Consider the following 19,834-nt stretch of genomic DNA (forward strand, 5'->3'; position numbering starts at 1 on the left):
TGGGTGCAACGTGCTCTACCGTTCAGCTCCACTACGGCGGCCGTCGCGTGCCTGGGGGGGCCGCGCCGGTCATAGGGGACGACCGAGCGGGGGGCCATGGGGTTGTTCGAAGCTGTCGCGTCACGGGGGCTCGTGCCACCCGCCGGGCCGGCGGGACCGCCGTCCGGACAGGGCGTGCCGGCGGGCACCGCGCACGCCGCCGGAGGCAGCCGATGAGGATCATCCACGTGGTCACGCTGGTCAGTGACGACGGCCCGTACGGCGGTCCGGTCGGCGTGGCCACGGCGCAGCTCGGCGAACTCGCCGGGCGCGGCCACGAGGTCGGGCTCGTCGCCCTGTGGCGGGGCCGCGGCGCGCCGCCGCGCACCGTGGACGGGGTGCCGCTGCACGCCCGGCGCGCCCGCACCTGCGTACCGCGGCAGGGGTTCTCGGGCCTGTTCCACTTCGGATTGCTGCCGCTGCTGTGGCGACTGGCCGGCCGGGCCGACGTGCTCCACCTGCACGCCGGGCGCGATCTGGTGTCGCTGGCCGCGCTCGCGGCGGCCGTGCTGCGCCGGCGCCCGTTCCTGGCGCAGACGCACGGCATGGTCCAGCCCCGCCGTACGGTGCCGGCCAGGGTCTTCGACCGGTGCTTCGTCCCGCTGCTGCGGCGCGCGGCGGCGGTGCTGGTGCTGACCGACGCGGAGGAGGCCGGACTGCGGGAGGTGCTCGGGCCGGGCGGACCGCGCCTGGTCCGGATGCCCAACGGGGTGCGGGTGCAAGCACGCGGGGCGGCTGCGGAGCGGCAGCCGACCGAGGTGCTGTTCCTGGCCCGCCTCCAGGCCCGGAAACGGCCCGAGGCGTTCGTGCGGATGGCGGCGCTGGTGCACGCCAAGCGGCCGGAGGTGACGTTTCCGGTGCACGGTGCGGACGAGGGGCGGTTGGCCGAGGTCCGGCTGGCGGTCGCCGAGGAGGGGGTGGGCGGCGTGGTGGCCTACGGCGGCACGCTGGACCACGATGCGGCGGTGCGGCGCCTGGCGCGGGCCACCGTGTACGTGCTGCCCAGCGTCGACGAGCCGTTCCCGATGGGCGTGTTGGAGGCGCTGGCGGTGGGCACCCCGGTGGTCTGCACGGACCGCTGCGGGATCGCCGCCGCGCTGCGGCGGCACGACGCCGCGGCGGTGACCGACGGTTCGCCGGAGCAGCTGGCCGGGGCGGTGTTGGAGCTCCTGGACGACGCCGGGTTGCGGAACCGGCGGGCGGCCGCCGGCCGGGTCGCGGTCGCCGCGGAGTTCTCGCTCGCGGCGGTGGCCGACCGGCTGGAGGAGTGGTACGGCTTCCTGGGCGGGCGCGGGTGATGCGGGTGGGCTGGGCGCACCGCTCCGGGCAGGAGGGACCGGCCCCCGCGCGCCACGACACGTGCGTGCTGCACGCCCCCGGAGGACTTCATCGCGGGAGCGGGATCGGGCGGCGCGGGCGCGGGGGGTGCATCGTCGACTGCTCGGGCCCCTGGCGCGGTTCGGTTCGGCCGAGCCGTCGCTCAGTCGAGCTCGTCGATCAGCCGGGTGAGGAAGTCGGCGGTCTCCGAGGGGGTGTTGGCCTCGGTGCACAGTCGGTCCATGACCGCGGTGTACTGGTCGACGGACTCCTGCTTGTCCAGGTAGAGGGCGCTGGTCAGCTGCTCCAGGTAGACCTTGTCGGGGAGTTCCGGCTCGGCGAACCGCAGGATGCTGAAGGGGGCGCCGGCCGCCGCGTTCGCCCCCACGCTGAACGGGGCGATCTGGAGCGTGACGTTCGGCATCTCCACCGCCTTGAGCAGGGAGCGCAACTGGGCCGCCATCACCTCGCGGCCGCCGAACGGACGGCGCAGCACGGCCTCGTCGACCACCGCCCACAGCCGCGGGGCGTCCGTCCGGGTCAGCAGCCGCTGGCGGTCCATCCGCAGCGCGACCAGGCGGTCCACCTTGGTCTGCGGTGCGTTGGGGTAGCCGATGCGGGTGACGGCGTGGGCGTACTCCTCGGTCTGCAGCAGTCCGGGCAGGAACTGCACCTGGTAGGTCCGGATCAGCGCGGCGGCTTCCTCCAGGCCGAGGTGGAGCTCGAACCAGTCCTCCAGGACATCGCTGTACTCGTGCCACCAGCCGGAGGAGTTGGCTTGATCCGCCAGGGCGAAGTAGTCGTCCCGGCGTTCCGGGTCGAGTACCTGGTAAAGCGTCAGAAGATCGACCAAATCGGGTCTCTTGAAGCCGACCTGGCCCCGTTCCAGTCGGGTGATCTTGGCGTGAGACCCACGGATCGCCTTGCCGGCGGCCTCACGTGAGATCCCGGCGCCGACCCGCAGTTTCCGGAGCTGGGCTCCCAGCACGATGCGCGCAGCGGTGGGCCCCACCTGCGGCTCCTGCAGGTATCGCGCTATCGACAGCTCGCCTTCCGGCCGGCTCATCGCGGTCATCCCAACTCCCGTGAGCGACAGTGTTGATACCCCCAGTGTCGCACTTACCGGCCGTCAGGTACAGAAATGCGCCAACGGTACGCGTGAGGACGGGCCCGTGCCGGCGGGCCCGCTCCGCGGTCGCTCAGCCCAACATCGCGTCGAAGTCGCCGTCCTTGGCGCCGCCGACGAACGCCACCATCTCCGCCCGGGTGTAGATCAGCGCCGGGCCCTGCGGATCGCGGGAGTTACGGACCGCGAAACCGCCGTCGGTCAGCGCGGCAACCTCGACACAGTCACCCCCGGGCGCGCTGCGCCGGCTCTTCCGCCAGACCGCGTTCTCGATCAGGCCCGCGGCCACACCGTTGTCGAACTGCTGCATCCCGCCACTCCCTTACTCCACGCTCACGCGTCTGACCAGGCATCACGTGCAGCCGCACGGGCGGATGCACTTACCGATGCAATTACGTTCGCCCCGAATGTAATTGCAGATGCACTTGCAGCGCCAGCGGCGGCCGGGGATAGTGGGAGCCGAATCACCCGTTCGTGACGAAGGTCTGAGAGGCGCCACGGAGTTCGTGATGACAACCCACCCGGCGGGACCGCCTGCCGCCCTCTTCCCCACCCAGCCCCTCAGCCGTTGGCTCGCCCAGGCCCCGCGCGACATCCGGCTCGACGACCGTGCGATCCGGCCCGCCGGGCTCGCCGCCCGCGCCCTCTCGGCGGACGGCAAGGCGGCCTCGGAAGCCCGCCGGTTCACCGGAGCCACCCTGGACGGCTGGAACCTCAAACCCCTTGTGGACAACGCCGTACTGATCGTCTCGGAGCTGCTCTCCAACGCCCTGCGCTACGGACTCGTCAAACCCGACGGACAGCCCCGCGGGGTCGCACCACACCCGCTCTGGGTGGGACTGCTGCGCTGCCGGGACCTCGTGCTGTGCACGGTCTTCGACCACAGCTCGGACGTCCCGGTGCTGCGGGAGCCCGACTACTTCGCCCAGAGCGGGCGCGGGCTGCACATCATCGACTGCCTCAGCTCGTCCTGGGGGTGGACCACCCCGACCGCGGCCGGCAAGGCCGTCTGGGCGGCGCTCCCGGCAGCGGAATGAAAATGAGCAGAGGCCCCCGGCGCCGTCGCGCCGGGGGCCTGCGTCCGTCGGCCGGTCAGTCCTTGCGGCCGAGCCCGGCGTAGAGCGGGATGTCCGCGTCGGACCAGGCTTCGCTGCCCACCTCGACGTGGTCCGGGCGCCAGCGGTGAACCGTCGTCAGGCCGGGTTCGACCAGCTCCAGTCCGTCGAAGAAGCCCAGCACCTCGTCCTTGCTCCGCGCGTTCACGTGCGAGCCCTTGGCCTCGAAGTTGTCCGAGACCTCCCGGAGTGCCTGCGGCTCGAAGTCGGCGGTGACGTACGTCAGCGCCAGGAAGCTGCCCGGGGCGAACTCCCCCATCAGGTCCCGGACCACGTCGTAGGGGTCGCAGTCCGTCGGGAGCCAGTGGAGCACCGCTATGAGCGTGAGGGCCACCGGCTGGCTGAGGTCGAGGGTTTCGCGCAGGATGCGGTTCTGCAGGATCGCGTGGGGCTGGCAGAGGTCCGCCTGTATGTAGGCGGTGCGGCCCTCCGGGCGGCTGGTGTGCAGGGCGCGTGAGTGCGCCAGCACGATCGGATCGTTGTCCGCGTAGACGACGTGGGCCTGCGGCGCCGTCGCCTGGACGACCTCGTGGAGGTTGGGCGAGGTCGGTATGCCGGTGCCGATGTCCAGGAACTGGCGGATGCCGGCCTCAGTCGCCAGGTAGCGGGCCGCCCGCTGCATGAAGGCGCGGTTCTGGCGGGCGATCGCGCCGGCGTTGGGCAGCGCCGCGAGGGTCTGCTCCGCCGCCTCCCGGTCCGCCGGGTAGTTGGTCTTGCCGCCGAGCAGGACGTCGTAGACCCGGGCGGCGTGCGGCCGGTCCGTGTGAAGTTCCACGGGCTCCTGGGGCGGCGCCCCCATCCAGTCCTCCGACACTGCCATGCGCGGGCCACCTTTCCCTCGTGCTGTCGTGCGTCCCCCCGCAACTTCCGTTCCTACCCTAGTGCGTTGACGAGGGCCGAACCGCACTGCCGACGGGCCGGCCGACCACGGGGGGCGCCGCAGTCGGCCCTGCCGGACGGCGCGGGCGCCGGACATGGCAGAGTGTCGCTAGGGGAGGGTTTGCGTACTGTGTCTGTTCATGTGGCGCGGCGGCGCCGATCCGTCCTGCTCGCCTTCCTCGCCGTGCTCGCACTGCTCGTGCCGGGGGCCGGCGACGCCGCGGCCGCTGTACGGGCCGACGCTCCGTCCGCCACGGCCTGCGCGCACCACACGGCGTCCCGGGACGCCGCCGACCGCGGGCTGCCCCACTTCATCGGTCCGACGACCCGTCACCTTCCCGCCCCCGCGCCGACGCCCGGCACCCTGCCCGCGCGTCAGGGTGCCCGGACGCCGCAGCGCACGCACCACGCCGCACCGCCCGGTGCCGTCGTGGCCGACTCGCTCCGCTACGCCGGCCGGTGCCGGGACCGGGCCCCGCCCCAGCCTCCAGCTCCCTCGCACAACCCACCACCGGGGCCGCACCCGCGGCCCACCCATGCCTGCTGGAGGCATTTTGACCCGCGCCACGAGGGTGCGGGCGCTGTTCGCGCTCGCGATCCTTGCCCTCTCCACGTTCCTCGCGCTGACCCAGCCCGCACGGCTCGGTCTCGACCTGCGCGGCGGCACCCAACTCGTACTGGAAACCCGTGACTCCCCGACCGCCGAGGCCGATCGGGAAGCCACCGACCGCACCCTGGAGGTGCTCCGCCGCCGGGTGGACGCCCTCGGCGTGAGCGAACCGAACCTCTCCCGCGCCGGTGACCACCGCATCGTGGTGGAACTGCCCGGCCTCGACGATCCCGACGAGGCGGCCGAAGTCCTCGGCCGCACCGCCCAACTCACCGTCCATCCGGTCCTGGGCACGGCCGCCCCCGGCACCGACGCCGGCCGCACCGCCCCCGCCGACGGCTCCACCGTCCTGCCCGACGACGCGGGCACCCCACTGCGGCTCGGCCCCGCCGCCCTGACCGGTGCCGAAGTGCGGCGCGCCGCGGCCGAGTTCGACGGCCAGGACGGCAGCGGCTGGTCCGTCGGCCTCACCCTGCACGGTGCCGGGGAACGGGCCTGGGCCCGACTGACCGGCAAGGCGGCCTGCGCCGCACCCGACGATCCGGCCCGGCGCGCCGCGATCGTCCTGGACCACAAGGTCATCTCGTCGCCGCGGGTGGAGACGTCCGTGGCGTGCGGCGTCGGCATCACCGGGGGGACGACCCGGATCACCGGCGGCTTCGACCAGCACGCGGCGCAGGAACTGGCGCTGCTGATCAACGGCGGGGCGCTGCCGGTGCCGGTGGACATCGTCGAGCAGCGGGCGGTCGGCCCGACGCTGGGCGCGCTGGCCATCACCTCCAGCGCCCAGGCCGCGGTCATCGGGGTCGCGTTGACGGCCGTCTTCATCACCGTCGTCTACCGTCTGCTCGGCGCGCTCGCCACGCTGGCGCTGGCCTGCTACGCGCTGATCTCCTACGCGGCGCTGCTGGCCCTGGGCGCCACCCTCACCCTCCCGGGCCTCGCCGGGTTCGTCCTGGCGATCGGGATGGCCGTGGACGCCAACGTGCTGGTCTTCGAGCGGGCCCGCGAGGAGTACGCGGCGGGGCCCCGCGCCCGTCCGCGCACCCTGCGCAGTGCGCTGGCCGCCGGCTTCCGCAACGCGTTCAGCGCCATCGCCGACTCCAACGTCACCACCCTGCTCGCCGCGGTGCTGCTGTTCTTCTTCGCGTCCGGGCCGGTGCGCGGCTTCGGCGTCACCCTGTGCATCGGGGTGGCCGCCTCGATGGTCAGTGCGTTGCTGGTCACCCGGGTGCTCGCGGAGTGCGCGCTCGCGCTCCGGCCGGTCCGGCGCCGCCCTCGGCTGACCGGTCTGGCCGGCCTCGGCCGGGTGCGGTCCTGGCTCTCCCGGCGCCGCCCGGACCTGATGCGGCACCGGCGCCGCTGGCTGGCGCTGAGCGGTGCCGCGCTGCTCCTGGCCGGGTCCGGGATCGCGGTCCGCGGCCTCGACTACGGGGTGGAGTTCACCGGGGGCCGGATGGTCGAGTACACGACCACCCGGCCGGTCGACGCCGAGCGGGCCCGCGCCGCGCTCGGCACGGCGGGCCTGGACCGGGCCCAGGTCTCCACCTCCGGCGACCGCACCCTGACGGTGCGCACCGAACGGCTGTCGGCGGCGCAGCTCACCGCGGCGGGTCGGGTCGTCGACGAGCTCGGCGGCGGGGCGCAGAAGGTGCGGGACGAGCTGATCGGCCCGAGCCTGGGCGAGGAACTGCGCCGCGGTGCGCTGGTGGCCCTCGGGCTCGCCCTCGTCGCGCAGTTGGGCTACCTCGCCGTGCGCTTCCGCTGGACGTTCGCACTGTCGGCCGTGGTCGCCATGGCGCACGACGTCGTCGTGCTGGTGGGGGTGTTCGCCTGGCTCGGCAAGCCGCTGGACGGTGTGTTCCTCGCGGCGCTGCTGACCGTCATCGGCTACTCGGTCAACGACTCGGTGGTGGTCTTCGACCGGGTCCGGGAACTGCGGGGCGCCGGCCGCGGCACGCCGTTCCCCGACCTCGCCAACACGGCCGTGCTCCAGACCGTGCCGCGCACCGTCAACACCGGGATGGGCGCGGTGTTCATCCTGGCCGCGCTCGCCGCGTTGGGCGGGGACACCCTGACCGACTTCGCGCTGGCGCTGCTGATCGGCATCGTCGTCGGAACGTATTCGTCGGTGTTCACCGCGACTCCGCTGGCGGTCGCCCTGGAGCGGAACGGCGGTGCGTCGCCGCGGCGGTCGGGCCGCCGCCCGGCGCGGCGCGGTGGCCGCCCGGACCGGTGGGACACCGGTGCCCGCGTCTGACCGCTGACGACCGCCCCGAGGCGTCGGACGCGCCGCTTCCGCACCGCCGGGTCACCGCTCGGCGGTGAGGAAGCGGCCGTGTTGCGCGGTGCGGCCCATCAGGCCGTGCAGGTCCCGCCCGTACGCGGCGGCGATCTCGTAGGTCGGGACGGACCGCACGGCCCAGCCGGCGGCGGTGAGCTGCCGGTCGGGGTCCGTCTTGCCGGCGAAGTGCCACAGGTCGGCGATGTCCACGCCGAGTTGGCCGGCGGCCGCGCGGAACTCCGGGTCCTCGATGAGGGGGCGGACGCTCGGCGCCAGGTGTTCGGCGGCCAGCCGGCTGCCGGGCGCGGACAGCCGGCCGATCCGGTCGAGGAAGCGCCGTTCGGCGTCGGCGGGCAGGAACGGCAGGAGTCCTTCGGCCAGCCACGCCGTCGCCCGGTCGGGGTCGAATCCGGCGTCCCGGAGCGCCGTGGGCCAGTCGCCCCGCAGGTCGGCCCGGACCGGGTGGCGGGCGCAGCGGGGGCGGGCGCCGAGGCGGTCGAGGACGCCGTCCTTGAACGCCAGCACCCGTGGTTGGTCGATCTCGAACAGTTCGGTGCCCGGCGGCCAGTCCAGGCGGAAGGCCCGGGCGTCCAGGCCGGCGGCCGTCACCACCACCTGGCGGACGCCGCCGGCCGCCGCCGTCATCAGGAACCGGTCGAAGAACCGGGACCGGACTCCGAGGTACTGCGCCATCGAGGTCCACACGTCGCGCGCGACCTCGGACATCCGCGCGGTGTCGGCCTGCCGCTGGGGAACGGGCACGGGCGGGTCGGCGGCCGCGACGAAGGCGGCGGCGTAGGGGTCGCTGACGAGGTGGTCGGGGCGTTCGGTCTCCAGGGCCCGGCCGGCCGCGACGCCGAGCGCGGTCAGTCCCACCCCGGTGACGATGTCCCACTGTTCGAAGTGCGTCATGCGGGACTCCTCCACCGGGGACGGACCGGACATAGGGGATGCCGAGGGTCCTGTCACTGTGACCGGGAGGGCGGGACGGTGCAAGCACCTAGGCGGTACGCGTCAGCCGCCGGGCCGCCAGTTCCGCGTAGACCGCCGCGCCGTCCGCCAGCACCGCGTCGTCGAACTCGGCCAGCGGGGAGTGGTTGTTGGCGCTGCGCTCGGGGTCGGCACCGGCCGGTGGCGCCCCGAGGGTGAGCATCGCGCCGGGCACCTCGGCCAACACCCGGGAGAAGTCCTCGGACCCGTGCAGCGGCTGCCGCAGGGGGGCGAAGCGCTCCTCGCCGAGGGCCTCGCGGACCGTGTGCGCCGCGAACTCGGCCTCGGCGTGGTCGTTGACCGTGACCGGGTACAGCTCGGCGAAGTCGGCGTCCACCGCGACGCCGTACGCCGCGGCGATGCCCCGGCACACCTCCACCGTGCCGTCCTTGACGCGCGCCTGGGCCTCGGCCGAGAAGCTGCGGACGGTCGCCTCGAAGACCGCGGTGTCGGGGATGACGTTCTGTTGGGTGCCGGCGTGGAAGGTGCCGACGGTGAGGATCACCGGGTCGAAGACGTCGAAGGTGCGGGTGATCCACGTCTGGAGCGCGGTCACCATGGCGCAGCCGGCCTGCACCGGGTCCTTGGCGCGGTGCGGCATCGAACCGTGCCCGCCGGCGCCGCGCACCGTCACCCGTAGCACGTTGGACGCGGCGAGGGCCGGGCCGCCGCGGGTGCCGAAGACGCCGCCGGGCAGCCCGGCGGACATCACGTGCACCGCGTAGGCGGCGTCGGGTCGGCGCCCGGCGGCGTCCAGGAGTCCTTCGGCCAGCATGTGCCGGGCGCCGTCGAAGCCCTCTTCGCCGGGCTGGAACATGAAGACCACGTCGCCCGCGAGCCGGTCGCGGTGGGCGGAGAGCAGCTTCGCGGCGCCGGTGAGCATGGTGGTGTGCAGGTCGTGGCCGCAGGCGTGCATGCGGCCGTTGTCGGCGGCGAAGTCCAGGCCGGTGCGCTCGGCGACCGGTAGCGCGTCCATGTCCCCGCGGAGCAGCACGACGGGGCCGGGGGCGGCACCGCGCAGCACCGCCGTCACGGAACTCAGTCCCCCGCCGGCGGTCACCTCCAAGGGGAGGCCGGCGAGTTGGGCCAGCACGGTCTCCTGCGTGCGGGGCAGGTCCAGGCCGACCTCCGGCGTACGGTGCAGGGTGCGCCGCAGGTGCACCAGGTCGGCGGAGAGGGCGCGGGCGTCGTCACGGAGGTTCATGCGGGGTCCTCACAGGTCGCAGGGGAGGTGGTGTCGTTGGTGGAGGGGTCGGTCGGGGGGCGGAGCAGGAAGGTCCCGAGGAAGGAGACGGCCGCGGCGCCGGCGGCCCACCAGGGCACCAGTGTCAGGTGCCCGGCCTTGCCGAGCGCCTGGGCCAGCAGCGGGAAGGTTCCGCCGAACAGTCCCGTGGCGAGGGTGAACGGCACGCCCATCGCCACCACCCGCACGGCCACCGGGAACAGCTGGGCGAAGAGCACGTTCGCCAGCCCGATCGGCGCCGCGATCAGCAGCAGGTAGACGACGGTGACCAGCCACATCGGCAGGGTCCGGTGCGCCAGCGCGGTCATCAGCGGCACGGTGGCGACGGTCAGCAGCGCCAGACCTGTGCGCAGGGTACGCAGCGCCCCGAGCCGGTCGGCGAGCCGGCCGACGACGGCCATCGCGGCGATGAGTGCCAGCAGCGGCAGCAGCATCGCGGCGGCCGAATCGGCGGCGGAGACGACGCCCAGCTGCGCGGCGTACTGGGGCAGGTAGGTGGTGCCGAAGTAGTAGCCGATGGTGGCGCCGAGGGTGATCAGGAACACCGCGGCGAGCTGGCGGGAGTGGCTGCGCAGCAGGGCGCGCCGCTCGGCGCCGGTGGGGCGGTGGGCGGCCTGTTCGGCGAATTCCTCGCTCTCCTGGGCGCCGCGCCGGATCCACAGGGCCAGCAGTCCCAGCACGGCCGCCACCAGGAAGCCGATCCGCCAGCCGCCGCCGGTGACGCCGTCCTTGCCGAGGGTGGTGAGCAGCAGCGTCAGCACGCCGAAGGAGAGGATGTTGCCGATGATCACGCCGGAGTAGGAGAGCGCGCTGTAGAGGAACCGCACGGAGCGCGGCGCGGTCTCGGTGACGTACGCGGCGGCGCTGGGGTTCTCGCCGCCCATCGACAGGCCCTGGACGAGGCGCAGCCCCACCAGCAGCACGGGTGCCGCCGCGCCGATCGTCGCGGCCGTCGGGAGGAGTGCGATCAGCACGCTCGCCGCCGAGATCACGGCCATGCTGAGCGTCAGGCCGAAGCGGCGGCCGCGGACGTCGGCGATCCGGCCCATCAGGTACGAGCCGAGCGGCCGGACGACGAAGCCGACCGCGAAGCCGAGGTAGGCGCCGAGCAACTGGGTCACGGGGTCGTCGCCGGGGAACACCTGCGCGGCGAAGAACGGGGCCAGCACCGCGTAGAGCGTCCAGTCGAAGGATTCGACGACGCCGCCGACGGTCGCCGCGAGCAGCGCGCGGCGGCCCTTGCGGACGTCCTCGCCGGTATGTGGGGTGCTGCCCCCTCCGGTCTGCGTTCCGCCGCCGGCGACCGCTGGAGTCATCGCGAACCTCTTTCCCCACGGGACCCGGGACTTCCCCGGACCGTCCGTGCCGGGCGGCCTGCCCGGCTGGGAGGACATGCTGCTCAGCGCCGTGAACGCGGCAAACGGAATACCTTGGGAATGCAGGAAAGACACAGCAAGGCGGCCCTCATGCAGGAAACCGGTGTCCTCAGTGGTCTCGACGCGCGGCTGGTCCATGCGCTGCAGATCTCGCCGCGGGCGTCCTGGCAGACCGTGGCACCGGTCCTCGACATCGACCCGGTCACCGCGGCCCGCCGCTGGAACCGGCTGGAACGCTCGGGGCTGGCCTGGGTGACCGGCTATCCGGGGCGCCGCCTCTTGGAGCGTCTGGTCACCGCGTTCATCGAGATCGACTGCCGGTCGGGCAGTGTGGACGCGGCCGCCCGGGCGCTCGCCGACGTCCCGCAGGTCGCGACCGTCGAGCACATGGCGGGCGGACGGGACCTGCTGATCACCGTCTTCGTGCCCGGCCTCGGCGAACTCTCCGCGCTGCTGCTCGGCACCATCGCGACCCTGCCGGGGGTGACCGCCACCCGTGCGGGAATCGCCACCCGCCTCTACGGCGAGGGCAGCCGGTGGCGGCTGCGGGCGCTGACCGCCGCCCAGGGCGAGCAGTTGCGGACCACCGCCGCGCCTCCGCCGCGCACCGGTGCCGCGGTCCCCCTCGACGGTCCCGACCGGGCGCTGTTGCCCGAGCTGTCGCGGGACGGCCGGGCGAGCGCGGTCACCCTGGGCCGGGCGGTCGGGCTGAGCGCGCCCACCGTCCGGCGCCGGGTCGGGCGGCTGCTCACCGATCACGATCTGGCGCTGCGCTGTGAGGTGGCGCGCGAACTGACCGAGTGGCCGGTCTCCGCGACCTTGTGGGCGAGCGTGCCCGCGGAGCGGTTGCCGGAGGCGGTGCGGGTGCTGCTGACGCTTCCCGAGGTCCGGCTGTGCTCCTCGGTGACCGGTCCGCAGAACCTGCTGTTCACGGTGTGGCTGCACACCGTGGCCGACGTCCAACGGCTGGAGACGCAGCTCGGGGAGCGGTTGCCGCAGCTGGTCCTGCGGGACCGTTCGGTGGTCCTGCGGCAGACCAAGCTGATGGGGCGGCTGCTGGATCCGCGGGGCCGGGTGACCGGGGTGGTCCCGGTGGATCCCTGGGCGGACGCCCGCGCCGCGGAGGCGTGATCCTCCGCGGCGTCGGGGGTGCGGCCGGCCCGCGTGCAACGGGGTCGTTCAGCGCTCGCGGTCGCGCAGGCGCAGCCGCAGCTGCCGCGGTCCGCGGGTGAAAACGCCCGCGTCGGGCGGTGCCACGCCGTCGGCGAACGCCAAGTCGGGGAAGGCGTCGAGGAGTTGGTTGACGCTGGTCTCGACTTCGGCCTTGGCCAGCAGGGCGCCCACGCAGAAGTGCCGGCCGAGGCCGAAGGCGATGTGCCGGGCGGCGGCGCTGAAGGCGGTGTCCGGGGTGAGGTCGGAGCGGAGGAGGTCGAAGGCGTCGGGGTGGGCGTAGCGGTCGGCGTCGCGGTTGGCCGCGCCGATCAGGCAGGTGACGGTGGCGCCGGCGGGCACGGTGCCCCCGCTGACGGTGACGTCCTCGGCGGGCTGCCGCATGATCATCTGTACCGGCGGGGTGTGGCGCAGCGTCTCGGCGAAGGCGGCGGGCACCAGGGAGCGGTCGGCGCGGACCGCGGCGAGTTGTTCGGGGTGGGCGAGGAGGTTGCGGACGACCAGGGCGATGGCCTTGTCCGTGGTCTCGCCGCCCGCGGACAGCAGCAGGCTGACGAACGCGGTGATGTCCTGGTCGTTCATCCGGACGCCTTCGACCTCGGCGGTGCACAACCGCGAGAGCAGGTCGTCGCCGGGTGCGGCGCGCCGTTCCTGGATGATCGGGTGGAGGTAGGCGGCGAGTTCCTCCCCCGCCCGGCGCCCGGCGTCCGCGATCGCGGGGTCCTGGGCGAGGTTGGCGATGAAGCCGACGACCGCGGTGTACCAGTCGTGGAAGCGGTCGTGGTCGGCCCGGTCCAGTCCGAGCATGTCGACGATCACGTTGATGGGGAGTCGGGTGGCGAACTGTGCCACCAGGTCCACCTCGTCGTCGCGGAAGGCGTCGATCAGTTCGCGGGCGTTCCGCTCGATGAGGGGCAGGAACGTCTCGCGCAGTTCCCGGCCGCGGAAGGCGGGGGCCACCAGGGCCCGGCGCACGGCGTGTTCGCGGCCGCTGAGCTGCGGCAGGGTGCGTCCGCCGTGCGCCGGTTCCAGCTGCCAGATGTAGTTGTCGCTGGTGAACACCGGCTCGCGGAAGGCCCGTTCCACGTCGTCGTAGCGGGAGAGCAGATAGCTGCCCGTGCCCTCGTGGTGCAGCAGCGGATAGTGCTCGCGCAGCACCCGGTACGCCGGGTAGGGGTCGGTCGCGAACTGTGCCGACAGGATGTCAGGAGCCTGCGGGATGCTAGTCACGACGCGTGACGCTAGGGCCCGCCCTGGGGGCCGTACAGAGAGCCTCGCGGGGTGCGTGGGGGCGTAGGGGGCGCATGCCCGGGCGCCGGCGCACCCCTGCCCGGACGCCGGCTCCGCCCTCCACCGACACCACACCACCCGCCCCCAACTGACCCTTCCCGCAACGTCGTTGACGACGACCAGTTCAGTCCCGCAGGAAGTCCCGGATCACCTCGGTCTGGCCGAAGATCGCATGGCCGACGCCGGGCAGCAGGTGGACCGTGGCCTGTGGGACGCAACGGCGCATCCGCCGAGCGGTCTCCGCCGCGTCGAACAGGGCGTCCTGGTCCCCGGTGATCACCAGCACCGGCCCGCCCAGTCGGCTCAGCGCCTCGTCGGGAAAGACCGGCAGCCGCTCGGTCCGCGCCTTGAAGTGGGTGAAGGTGAGGACCACGGTGTCGAGGACGTTCTGGAGCGCGGGGTCCTTGATGCCCGTCCCCGCACGCACCGAACGGAGCATCCCCCGGCGACCGAAGGCCCGCAGCAGCAGGGCCTTGAACAGCCACCCCATCTTCTGCCGGCCCACACCACCGGGGCACAGCAGCGCCAACCGCGTCACCCGCTCCGGGCGGCGGTCGGCGTAGTCCAGCGCCAGCCACCCGCCGAGGGAGGTCCCGACCACCGCAGCGGCCGTGAGGCCGAGCCCCTGCCAGACGTCGTCCAACCACTGCGCGTGCGCGTCCGAGGCCAACGGCAGCCGGTGGGGCGCGCTCAGGCCGGGCTCGCCGAGGACGTCCACGGCGTAGGTGCGGAAGTGTTGCGCCCAGGAGGCGATGTCGCCCCGCCACATCGTGGCGTTGGCGCCCGAACCGTGCAGCAGCACCACGGGCGGGGCGTTCTCGGGGCCGGAGACGACGACGAAGGTCTCGCCGTGCCGGGTCGGCACCCGCAACCGCTCGGCCGGCACCGGCCACGCGTCCAGCGCCTCCTGGTAGCGGCGCCGGATCTCCGCCGCGCCGGCCTCGGACGTGTACAGCGCGCTCGTCCCGCCGCCCGTCCCCGTGCTCGTGCCCTCGCTCGTGCTCACGATGTGAGTACCCCCTCCATGTAGTCGAACAGCCGGGCCGTGTCGGCCAGTCCGCCCAGGACGACGACCTTCAACCGGGCCCGGTCCTTGTCGTGGACCGTCTGGATCCGCAGCGGTCGCTCCCCCGGCCCGCGGCTGGTGGCGGCGGACATCAGGAGCGCGGCCAGCCGATCGGCCGTCGCGGTGTCGATGTCCTCGATCTCGACGATGCTCGACGCCTCGCAGTGACGCTCCCGGCCGACCGCTTCGTCGTGCGGCGCGGGCACCGGGCGGCCGGTGAAGGCTTCCAGGTCCGCGTGCGCGATGCGGTACTGCTTGCCGATGCGGACCGCGGGCAGCCGCCCGTCGCGCACGTAGTTGCGGACGGTGCGCACGTGCAGGCCCAACCGCTCGGCCACCTGCTCCACGGAGTACAGACGATCACTCATGAAAATACCCTAACCTTCCCTATCGGCAACTCCAATAGGGAAGGTTAGGGAATATAAGGGAGGGCGTGGAGGGCGTTCGACAGCGAACCCAGTCGTTCAGGCTTCCTTGTCAGCGAGCCTGGTCGCTCTTCGGCCCGATGCCTTTGATCCTGGTCGGAGTTCCGTCCGGGGCGAACGCGTGGTGGAAGGTGAAGGCATGCGGCGCAGGGCCGTGGTCGTGGAGCCGTTCCAGCGTGGAGACCCCGTCCTGCCAGGTGGGTGTCACCCCGTCGGAGACCCACCAGAACACGTAATTCGGGTGTGCCGCCCGCTCGAACCAGTCGTAACGCCTGTTCAGCGCGTCACGGTGCAGACCGGTGTAGATGGCGTCGAAGGCGGGGCGCAGATCGGTCCAGAGCGAGAGGGTCGCGGCCAGGGCGATGGTTTCCACCGTGCGGCCCTTTCCGTACCAGGTCGGTACGGCGAACTCGCCCCAGGCACCCCAGTCCAAGTCGAAGTGTGAGCCCCGGCCGCCTTCTGCCGCTTCAGCATGGGCGAGGTACCCGGGGTGCTGACTGATCTTCCGGTAGACGGCCTCACCACTGTCGTAGAACTCGCGCGCGAGAGGTGCGGGATCGGCGAGGGGCGATTTCAGGACGCCGAATGTGTACAGAGCAAGATGGGGCATGCGTCTCTCCCTGGTTGGGGGGTGCCTGGCGTGGACCCGGTTCGGTGGCTTACCCAAGGGGGTGAGGCTTCGTGGGGCGTGACCACCGCGTCCCGTCACGGGTGGCTCAGCCTGACGGAACTCCCGTCTGACCGTGGGCGACCACCGAAGACCAGGTGAAGGTAGCTGCCTCTGCGGGCCATGTCGAAGTTGCGTTTTCCCTCTCCAAGTGGCCTCTCGCACAGGCCCTTCCGGGGGCCGGGACGGTGACGTGCGGGGCAGGCTGCGGGGCGCCGTGATCCACTTCGGCCGATCGGTTCGCCCGCCATGCCCAGCACCGGCTGCGGGTGCCTGCACAGGGGGTGCGGCACGCCGCGCGTGGACACTCCCAGGCATGCATCGCCCGGGAGACCGGGCCGCGTTGGGACACCGCGCGCCACCGGCGTGGCCGGTTCCCCCGGACGGGACCGCCCGGCGGGGCATCGCCCCGTTCATGTCGGCGTCGACCGTGCGCCGCCGGCCGGCCGGTCAGCAGAGGGCGCCGTCGCGGGCGACCACCCGGCCGGCCCGGACGACCATCCGCCGCTGCGGCACGTCCACCACGGCCTGGGCCAGGCACTCGCCGTCGACGAGGAGGAAGTCGGCCGGCGCCCCGGGAGTGAAGTCGGCACGCGGCAACCCGACGAGCGCGGCCCCGTCGTGCGCGGCGGCCAGGTAACAGGCGTCGAGCTCCTCGTCGAGCCGGGCGCCGGTGCAGTATCCGAGGAGGTGCGCGCGGTGCAGCATGTCGCCGGTGCCGAAGGGGCTCCACGCGTCGCGCACGCCGTCGGAGCCGATGCCGACCCGCACCCCGTGCGCGCGCAGCCGACGGTGCGGCAGCACGGACCCCGAGTCGGCGGCCACCGTGGTCAAGGAGACGCCCGCCGCGGCGAGTTCGTCGGCCAGCTCGTCGAGTTCCCGCGGCTGAAGTCCCGGAAGGCAGAAGACGTGGCTGACGGTGACGTGGCCGCCCATGTCCAGGGCGCGGGTGCGCGCGATGATCTCGCGCAGGGGGACCAGGCCCCGGGCGCCGCGGTCGTGCAGGTGGACGTCCACCCCGAGGCGGTGGCGCTCGGCCAGGCCGAACACGGTGTCGAGGTGCTCGGGGTTGTCGTCGAAGCCCGCCGGGTCGATGCCGCCGACCAGGTCGATCAGGCCGTTGCGAGCCGCCTCGTCCAGCAGCGCGTCGGTGCCGGGTGCCTGGCGCAGGCCGTGCTGGGGGAATCCGACGGTCTGGACGTCGAGGACGCCGGCGAGGGCCGCGCGCGCCTCGTTGATGCCGACGAGCCCTTCGAGCCCGAAGGCGGGTGCCACATCGGCGTGCGCGCGCATGGCGCGGGTGCCGCACGCCGCCGCGTGGGCCATCAGCCGGTGCGCCCGCACGCCGACCGGAGTGGGCAGCGCCCGGGAGAGTTCGACGTCCTGCGCCACGTGGTCGGCGATCCCGTGGGCGGGGCGGCGGCGGGTGTACCAGGGCTCGCCCCACGTCGTCTTGTCGGGGTGGATGTGCGCGTCGACGAGCGTGGGCAGCGCGAGCAGGCCGGCGCATTCCACCACTTCGGACGCCGCCCCAGGGGCCGCACCGCCGGTGGCGGCGGCCACGGCGGCGGCCACGGCGTCGACGACGCCGTCCACGACGGTGAGGTCGACGGGCGGCCCGCCGAGGAGCCGGACGCCGCGGAAGACGACGGTGCGGGGACGGGACTGCGCGGCGTGCGAGGAGGTCATGGCTGACGGTCCGCAATTCTGATCGGGGGCACGGGCGGGGGCGGCGATGTCCTCCACCTTGATCGACGGCGGCCGGCGGGGCAATGACGCAGTTCCGATGGCGGCCATTGCTGTCGTCTATGGCTGTGCGGCAACGGGCCCGGCGGAACGCGGCCCGGGTGGCGGCCGCGGCCGGCCGTTCGGGCACCGGCGCCGGGCCTCGCGTGCGGTCAGAACTTGCTGAGGGTCCGGGCCTCCTCCGCGGCCCGGGCGACGGCGGGCAGTGCGGCGCCGGTCGCCGCGGTGACGGCCGCCGCGACGGCGCCCTCGACGAACGGGGCGTCGGCGAGCACGGCGTGGATATCGGGGTGTTCGTCCAGCACCAGGCGGGTGGTGAGCACCGAACTGCCCAGGTCCGGCAGGACCAGCACGCCGGCGCCGGTGGCGGCGCGGTCGAGCGCGGCGAGCACGCGGGCGTAACTCGTTCCGGTGCGGCCGTCGTCGGTGCCGCCCGCCGCGACCACGGTGACCGTGCCACCGGCCATCTCGGTGGCCAGCGACCGTACGCCCAGGGCGATTTCCGCACGGTGCGACACAAGTACGATGCCAACCAGCGGTGTCATGAACAAGGACCCTATGGGTCGGAACGCTGTTCAGCAATACTGACCGAGGAGTGGTTCATGGTCCAGGCGGTGCACAGAGCGATCCACGTACTGCGGGAACTCGCCACGGCGACCCCGCGCTTGGGCGTGACGGAGCTGGCCGACCGGGTCGGCGTCGCCAAGCCGACCGCCCACGCACTGCTGCGCACCCTGGAGGCGGAGGGCCTGGTCGTCCAGGACCGGGAGAGCGGCAAGTACCAACTGGGTCCGGGCCTGGTGACGTTGGGCAACGCCTATCTCGATTCGCACGAGTTGCGGACCCGTGCGGTGACCTGGGCCGACCGGCTCGCCTCCCAGTCCGAGGCCGCGGTCTGGGCCGGCATCCTGACCGACGGCCAGGTGCTGGTGGTGCACCACGCGTTCCGCCCGGGCGGGGCGGTGCAGGTGTTGGAGACGGGGGCCAGCCTGCCCTGGCACGCCTGCGCGCTGGGCAAGGCGATCGCCGCCTTCCTGCCGGCAGCGGGCCGTGGGGCACTGCTGGCGGGCGCCTTGCCGCGGGTCACCGGATTCAGCCTGGACGATCCGGAGCGCCTGGAGGCCCAGTTGGACCGGGTGCGCGAGACCGGCTACGCGGTGGACGAGAACGAGTTGACGCTCGGCGATGCGGGCATCGCGGCGCCGGTCTTCGACCGCACCGGCGAAGTGGTCGGTGGGCTGGGCCTGGTGGGTCCGGTGGAGCGGCTCATGGCCGAAAGCACCCGCCAGGAACACGCCATTGCGGTGCGCGAGGCCGCCCGCAGCCTGTCCCGGGACCTCGGCGCCCCGCGCAACGCCGGCCTGCACGCCTGCGGTTGAGGTTGCCGGGCGCCCCTCCCCCTTCAGCGCCGCGGGATTCACGGGCCCGCACCGGCGCCCGAGCCGCGGCCGGACTCCCGTCCCGCCACCGCACCTCCACGTCACCCCCGCTTCATCAACCCGCCTTCCGCAGGCCGCGCTTCGCCCCACGACCGTCAAGCCTGCGATCACGTGTGCGGGAAAACCTTGACGCAGCCGGGGTCGCTGGGTTTTGCTTCCTATCGGCATTCGGTAATGCCGAACACCTTTCGGTAATGCGTTGGTAATCCAGTAGCCGCGGAACACTGCGGCGCGGGGGATCGAAGGAGCGCCTGCCATGCGGGAGCCTGCGGGGGAGCCCGAGACGTTACGGGGCCGTGCCGACGTGCCCGGTCGGGACGTGGTGGACAGTTCCCTCGTCCTCGACTGGCTGCGACGCGTCAGCACGGCCATGCACCAGCACCAGCACCACCTCATCGACCTCGACTCGGCCATCGGGGACGGGGACCACGGGGCCAACATGGCCCGCGGGTTCGCCGCGGTCCGCGTCACGCTCGACGCCCCGTCCCGACCACCGGCCTCCCCCGGCGCCGCCCTGACGGCCGCGGGCAGCACCCTCGTCTCCGTCGTCGGAGGCGCCTCAGGTCCCCTGTACGGGGGCGCCTTCCGCACGTGGGGAGCCGCCCTCGGCACCGCACCGGAAGTCGGCACCCTCCGGTTCGCGGCCGGGCTCACCGCCGCGCTGGCCACCATGCAGCGTCTCGGCGCGGCCGTCCCCGGCGACAAGACCATGATCGACGCCTGTTCACCCGCCGTCAGCGCCTTCCGGGCGGCCGCGGAGTCCGGCGGCGACTTCGCCTCGGCCGCCCGCGCCGCGGCCCGCGCCGCCGAGACCGGCATGCTCGCCACCATCCCGTTGCAGGCCAGAAAGGGCCGCGCCGCGTACCTGGGGCTGCGCAGCATCGGGCACCAGGATCCCGGCGCCACCTCGGCCTGTTACGTCTTCCGCGCCCTCGCCGAAGCGGCGGGGGCACCCGCGACCCCCTCTCCTTGACCGCACCGTCTCCCCCGCCCGCGGCGTTCCGCGGCGCGGCCGGCCGGTGCGCCCGCACACCCTTCAGTTCGAGAGATTG

At 73.5% G+C, this 19,834-nt stretch carries 18 protein-coding genes; 6 read left to right on the forward strand and 12 right to left on the reverse strand.

The annotated features are described in order from the left end of the window. Window positions 1-212 precede the first annotated feature (212 nt). Window positions 213-1,337, forward strand: coding sequence for a glycosyltransferase (locus tag ACLJT4_RS13425; protein ID WP_411122529.1), 1,125 nt, complete (start codon window positions 213-215; stop codon window positions 1,335-1,337). A gap of 182 nt (window positions 1,338-1,519) precedes the next feature. Here ACLJT4_RS13425 and ACLJT4_RS13430 read toward each other — a convergent pair whose 3' ends face one another. Both ACLJT4_RS13430 and ACLJT4_RS13435 read right to left on the reverse strand, forming a co-directional pair. Further along, window positions 1,520-2,431 (reverse strand): helix-turn-helix domain-containing protein, encoded by a 912-nt coding sequence (locus ACLJT4_RS13430; protein ID WP_038516648.1) that lies wholly within the window; start codon window positions 2,429-2,431, stop codon window positions 1,520-1,522. A gap of 124 nt (window positions 2,432-2,555) precedes the next feature. Next, entirely contained in the window at window positions 2,556-2,792 is a 237-nt protein-coding gene (locus ACLJT4_RS13435; RefSeq protein WP_020930295.1) for a DUF397 domain-containing protein, read from the reverse strand. Between the two features lie 199 nt (window positions 2,793-2,991). Between ACLJT4_RS13435 and ACLJT4_RS13440 the strand changes: the two genes are divergently transcribed. Continuing rightward, window positions 2,992-3,519: an ATP-binding protein gene (locus ACLJT4_RS13440; protein ID WP_411122530.1), complete on the forward strand. Its 528-nt coding sequence runs from the start codon at window positions 2,992-2,994 to the stop codon at window positions 3,517-3,519. A gap of 55 nt (window positions 3,520-3,574) precedes the next feature. Here the strand turns inward: ACLJT4_RS13440 and ACLJT4_RS13445 are convergent, their stop codons facing one another. After that, the gene (locus tag ACLJT4_RS13445; RefSeq protein ID WP_411122531.1) at window positions 3,575-4,417 is read right to left on the reverse strand and encodes an SAM-dependent methyltransferase; all 843 of its coding nucleotides are present in this window, start codon (window positions 4,415-4,417) and stop codon (window positions 3,575-3,577) included. Between the two features lie 613 nt (window positions 4,418-5,030). Here ACLJT4_RS13445 and secD point away from each other — a divergent pair. Further along, a complete protein-coding gene (gene secD / locus ACLJT4_RS13450) occupies window positions 5,031-7,346 on the forward strand; it encodes a protein translocase subunit SecD (protein WP_411122532.1) in 2,316 nt (771 codons plus the stop codon). Between the two features lie 51 nt (window positions 7,347-7,397). Here the strand turns inward: secD and ACLJT4_RS13455 are convergent, their stop codons facing one another. The 3 genes from ACLJT4_RS13455 to ACLJT4_RS13465 all read right to left on the reverse strand — a co-directional run bounded on the left by ACLJT4_RS13455 (window position 7,398) and on the right by ACLJT4_RS13465 (window position 10,919). Continuing rightward, window positions 7,398-8,282, reverse strand: a complete 885-nt coding sequence (locus tag ACLJT4_RS13455; RefSeq protein WP_411122533.1) for an SAM-dependent methyltransferase — start codon at window positions 8,280-8,282, stop codon at window positions 7,398-7,400. Between the two features lie 88 nt (window positions 8,283-8,370). Further along, window positions 8,371-9,564, reverse strand: coding sequence for a M20 metallopeptidase family protein (locus ACLJT4_RS13460; protein WP_411122534.1), 1,194 nt, complete (start codon window positions 9,562-9,564; stop codon window positions 8,371-8,373). Continuing rightward, the gene (locus ACLJT4_RS13465; RefSeq protein ID WP_411122535.1) at window positions 9,561-10,919 is read right to left on the reverse strand and encodes an MFS transporter; all 1,359 of its coding nucleotides are present in this window, start codon (window positions 10,917-10,919) and stop codon (window positions 9,561-9,563) included. The genes ACLJT4_RS13460 and ACLJT4_RS13465 overlap by 4 nt, the downstream gene beginning before the upstream one ends. 150 nt (window positions 10,920-11,069) lie before the next feature. Between ACLJT4_RS13465 and ACLJT4_RS13470 the strand changes: the two genes are divergently transcribed. Continuing rightward, on the forward strand, window positions 11,070-12,110 hold the full coding sequence (locus ACLJT4_RS13470; protein ID WP_411122536.1) for an Lrp/AsnC family transcriptional regulator: 1,041 nt from the start codon (window positions 11,070-11,072) through the stop codon (window positions 12,108-12,110). 48 nt (window positions 12,111-12,158) lie between these two features. On the opposite strand, the gene ACLJT4_RS13475 is transcribed toward ACLJT4_RS13470, so the two are convergent. The 6 genes from ACLJT4_RS13475 to dhaM all read right to left on the reverse strand — a co-directional run bounded on the left by ACLJT4_RS13475 (window position 12,159) and on the right by dhaM (window position 17,888). Beyond that, window positions 12,159-13,379 carry a cytochrome P450 gene (locus tag ACLJT4_RS13475; RefSeq protein ID WP_411122537.1) on the reverse strand — a complete coding sequence of 407 codons (1,221 nt, stop codon included), beginning with the start codon at window positions 13,377-13,379 and terminating at the stop codon, window positions 12,159-12,161. A gap of 184 nt (window positions 13,380-13,563) precedes the next feature. Then, the gene (locus tag ACLJT4_RS13480) at window positions 13,564-14,445 is read right to left on the reverse strand and encodes an alpha/beta fold hydrolase (RefSeq protein ID WP_411122538.1); all 882 of its coding nucleotides are present in this window, start codon (window positions 14,443-14,445) and stop codon (window positions 13,564-13,566) included. Further along, on the reverse strand, window positions 14,442-14,873 hold the full coding sequence (locus ACLJT4_RS13485) for a helix-turn-helix domain-containing protein (protein ID WP_411122539.1): 432 nt from the start codon (window positions 14,871-14,873) through the stop codon (window positions 14,442-14,444). Before ACLJT4_RS13485 ends, ACLJT4_RS13480 begins: the two co-directional genes overlap by 4 nt. A gap of 109 nt (window positions 14,874-14,982) precedes the next feature. Continuing rightward, entirely contained in the window at window positions 14,983-15,540 is a 558-nt protein-coding gene (locus tag ACLJT4_RS13490) for a DUF3291 domain-containing protein (protein WP_411122540.1), read from the reverse strand. A 507-nt stretch (window positions 15,541-16,047) separates the two neighbouring features. Continuing rightward, entirely contained in the window at window positions 16,048-17,286 is a 1,239-nt protein-coding gene (locus ACLJT4_RS13495; protein WP_411122541.1) for an amidohydrolase, read from the reverse strand. A gap of 209 nt (window positions 17,287-17,495) precedes the next feature. Continuing rightward, a complete protein-coding gene (gene dhaM / locus ACLJT4_RS13500) occupies window positions 17,496-17,888 on the reverse strand; it encodes a dihydroxyacetone kinase phosphoryl donor subunit DhaM (protein ID WP_411122542.1) in 393 nt (130 codons plus the stop codon). A 57-nt stretch (window positions 17,889-17,945) separates the two neighbouring features. On the opposite strand from dhaM, the gene ACLJT4_RS13505 reads away from it, so the two are divergent. Beyond that, the gene (locus tag ACLJT4_RS13505) at window positions 17,946-18,722 is read left to right on the forward strand and encodes an IclR family transcriptional regulator (protein ID WP_411122543.1); all 777 of its coding nucleotides are present in this window, start codon (window positions 17,946-17,948) and stop codon (window positions 18,720-18,722) included. Window positions 18,723-19,038: 316 nt separating this feature from the next. Beyond that, on the forward strand, window positions 19,039-19,755 hold the full coding sequence (dhaL, locus tag ACLJT4_RS13510; RefSeq protein ID WP_411122544.1) for a dihydroxyacetone kinase subunit DhaL: 717 nt from the start codon (window positions 19,039-19,041) through the stop codon (window positions 19,753-19,755). The last annotated feature ends 79 nt before the right edge of the window (window positions 19,756-19,834 follow it).

The organism is Streptomyces sp. x-19, from assembly GCF_046549115.1.
In the GTDB taxonomy this organism is placed as follows: Bacteria; Actinomycetota; Actinomycetes; order Streptomycetales; family Streptomycetaceae; genus Streptomyces; species Streptomyces albulus_C.

Bases quoted from the DNA above. Each gene is read 5' to 3' on its own strand.
- dhaL (WP_411122544.1), top strand. From the start codon at position 19,039: ATGCGGGAGCCTGCGGGGGAGCCCGAGACGTTACGGGGCCGTGCCGAC.
- dhaM (WP_411122542.1), bottom strand. From the start codon at position 17,888: ATGACACCGCTGGTTGGCATCGTACTTGTGTCGCACCGTGCGGAAATC.
- ACLJT4_RS13465 (WP_411122535.1), bottom strand. From the start codon at position 10,919: ATGACTCCAGCGGTCGCCGGCGGCGGAACGCAGACCGGAGGGGGCAGC.
- ACLJT4_RS13505 (WP_411122543.1), top strand. From the start codon at position 17,946: ATGGTCCAGGCGGTGCACAGAGCGATCCACGTACTGCGGGAACTCGCC.
- ACLJT4_RS13455 (WP_411122533.1), bottom strand. From the start codon at position 8,282: ATGACGCACTTCGAACAGTGGGACATCGTCACCGGGGTGGGACTGACC.
- ACLJT4_RS13445 (WP_411122531.1), bottom strand. From the start codon at position 4,417: ATGGCAGTGTCGGAGGACTGGATGGGGGCGCCGCCCCAGGAGCCCGTG.
- ACLJT4_RS13490 (WP_411122540.1), bottom strand. From the start codon at position 15,540: ATGCCCCATCTTGCTCTGTACACATTCGGCGTCCTGAAATCGCCCCTC.
- ACLJT4_RS13425 (WP_411122529.1), top strand. From the start codon at position 213: ATGAGGATCATCCACGTGGTCACGCTGGTCAGTGACGACGGCCCGTAC.
- ACLJT4_RS13435 (WP_020930295.1), bottom strand. From the start codon at position 2,792: ATGCAGCAGTTCGACAACGGTGTGGCCGCGGGCCTGATCGAGAACGCG.
- ACLJT4_RS13460 (WP_411122534.1), bottom strand. From the start codon at position 9,564: ATGAACCTCCGTGACGACGCCCGCGCCCTCTCCGCCGACCTGGTGCAC.
- ACLJT4_RS13440 (WP_411122530.1), top strand. From the start codon at position 2,992: ATGACAACCCACCCGGCGGGACCGCCTGCCGCCCTCTTCCCCACCCAG.
- ACLJT4_RS13470 (WP_411122536.1), top strand. From the start codon at position 11,070: ATGCAGGAAACCGGTGTCCTCAGTGGTCTCGACGCGCGGCTGGTCCAT.
- ACLJT4_RS13430 (WP_038516648.1), bottom strand. From the start codon at position 2,431: ATGACCGCGATGAGCCGGCCGGAAGGCGAGCTGTCGATAGCGCGATAC.
- ACLJT4_RS13495 (WP_411122541.1), bottom strand. From the start codon at position 17,286: ATGACCTCCTCGCACGCCGCGCAGTCCCGTCCCCGCACCGTCGTCTTC.
- ACLJT4_RS13485 (WP_411122539.1), bottom strand. From the start codon at position 14,873: ATGAGTGATCGTCTGTACTCCGTGGAGCAGGTGGCCGAGCGGTTGGGC.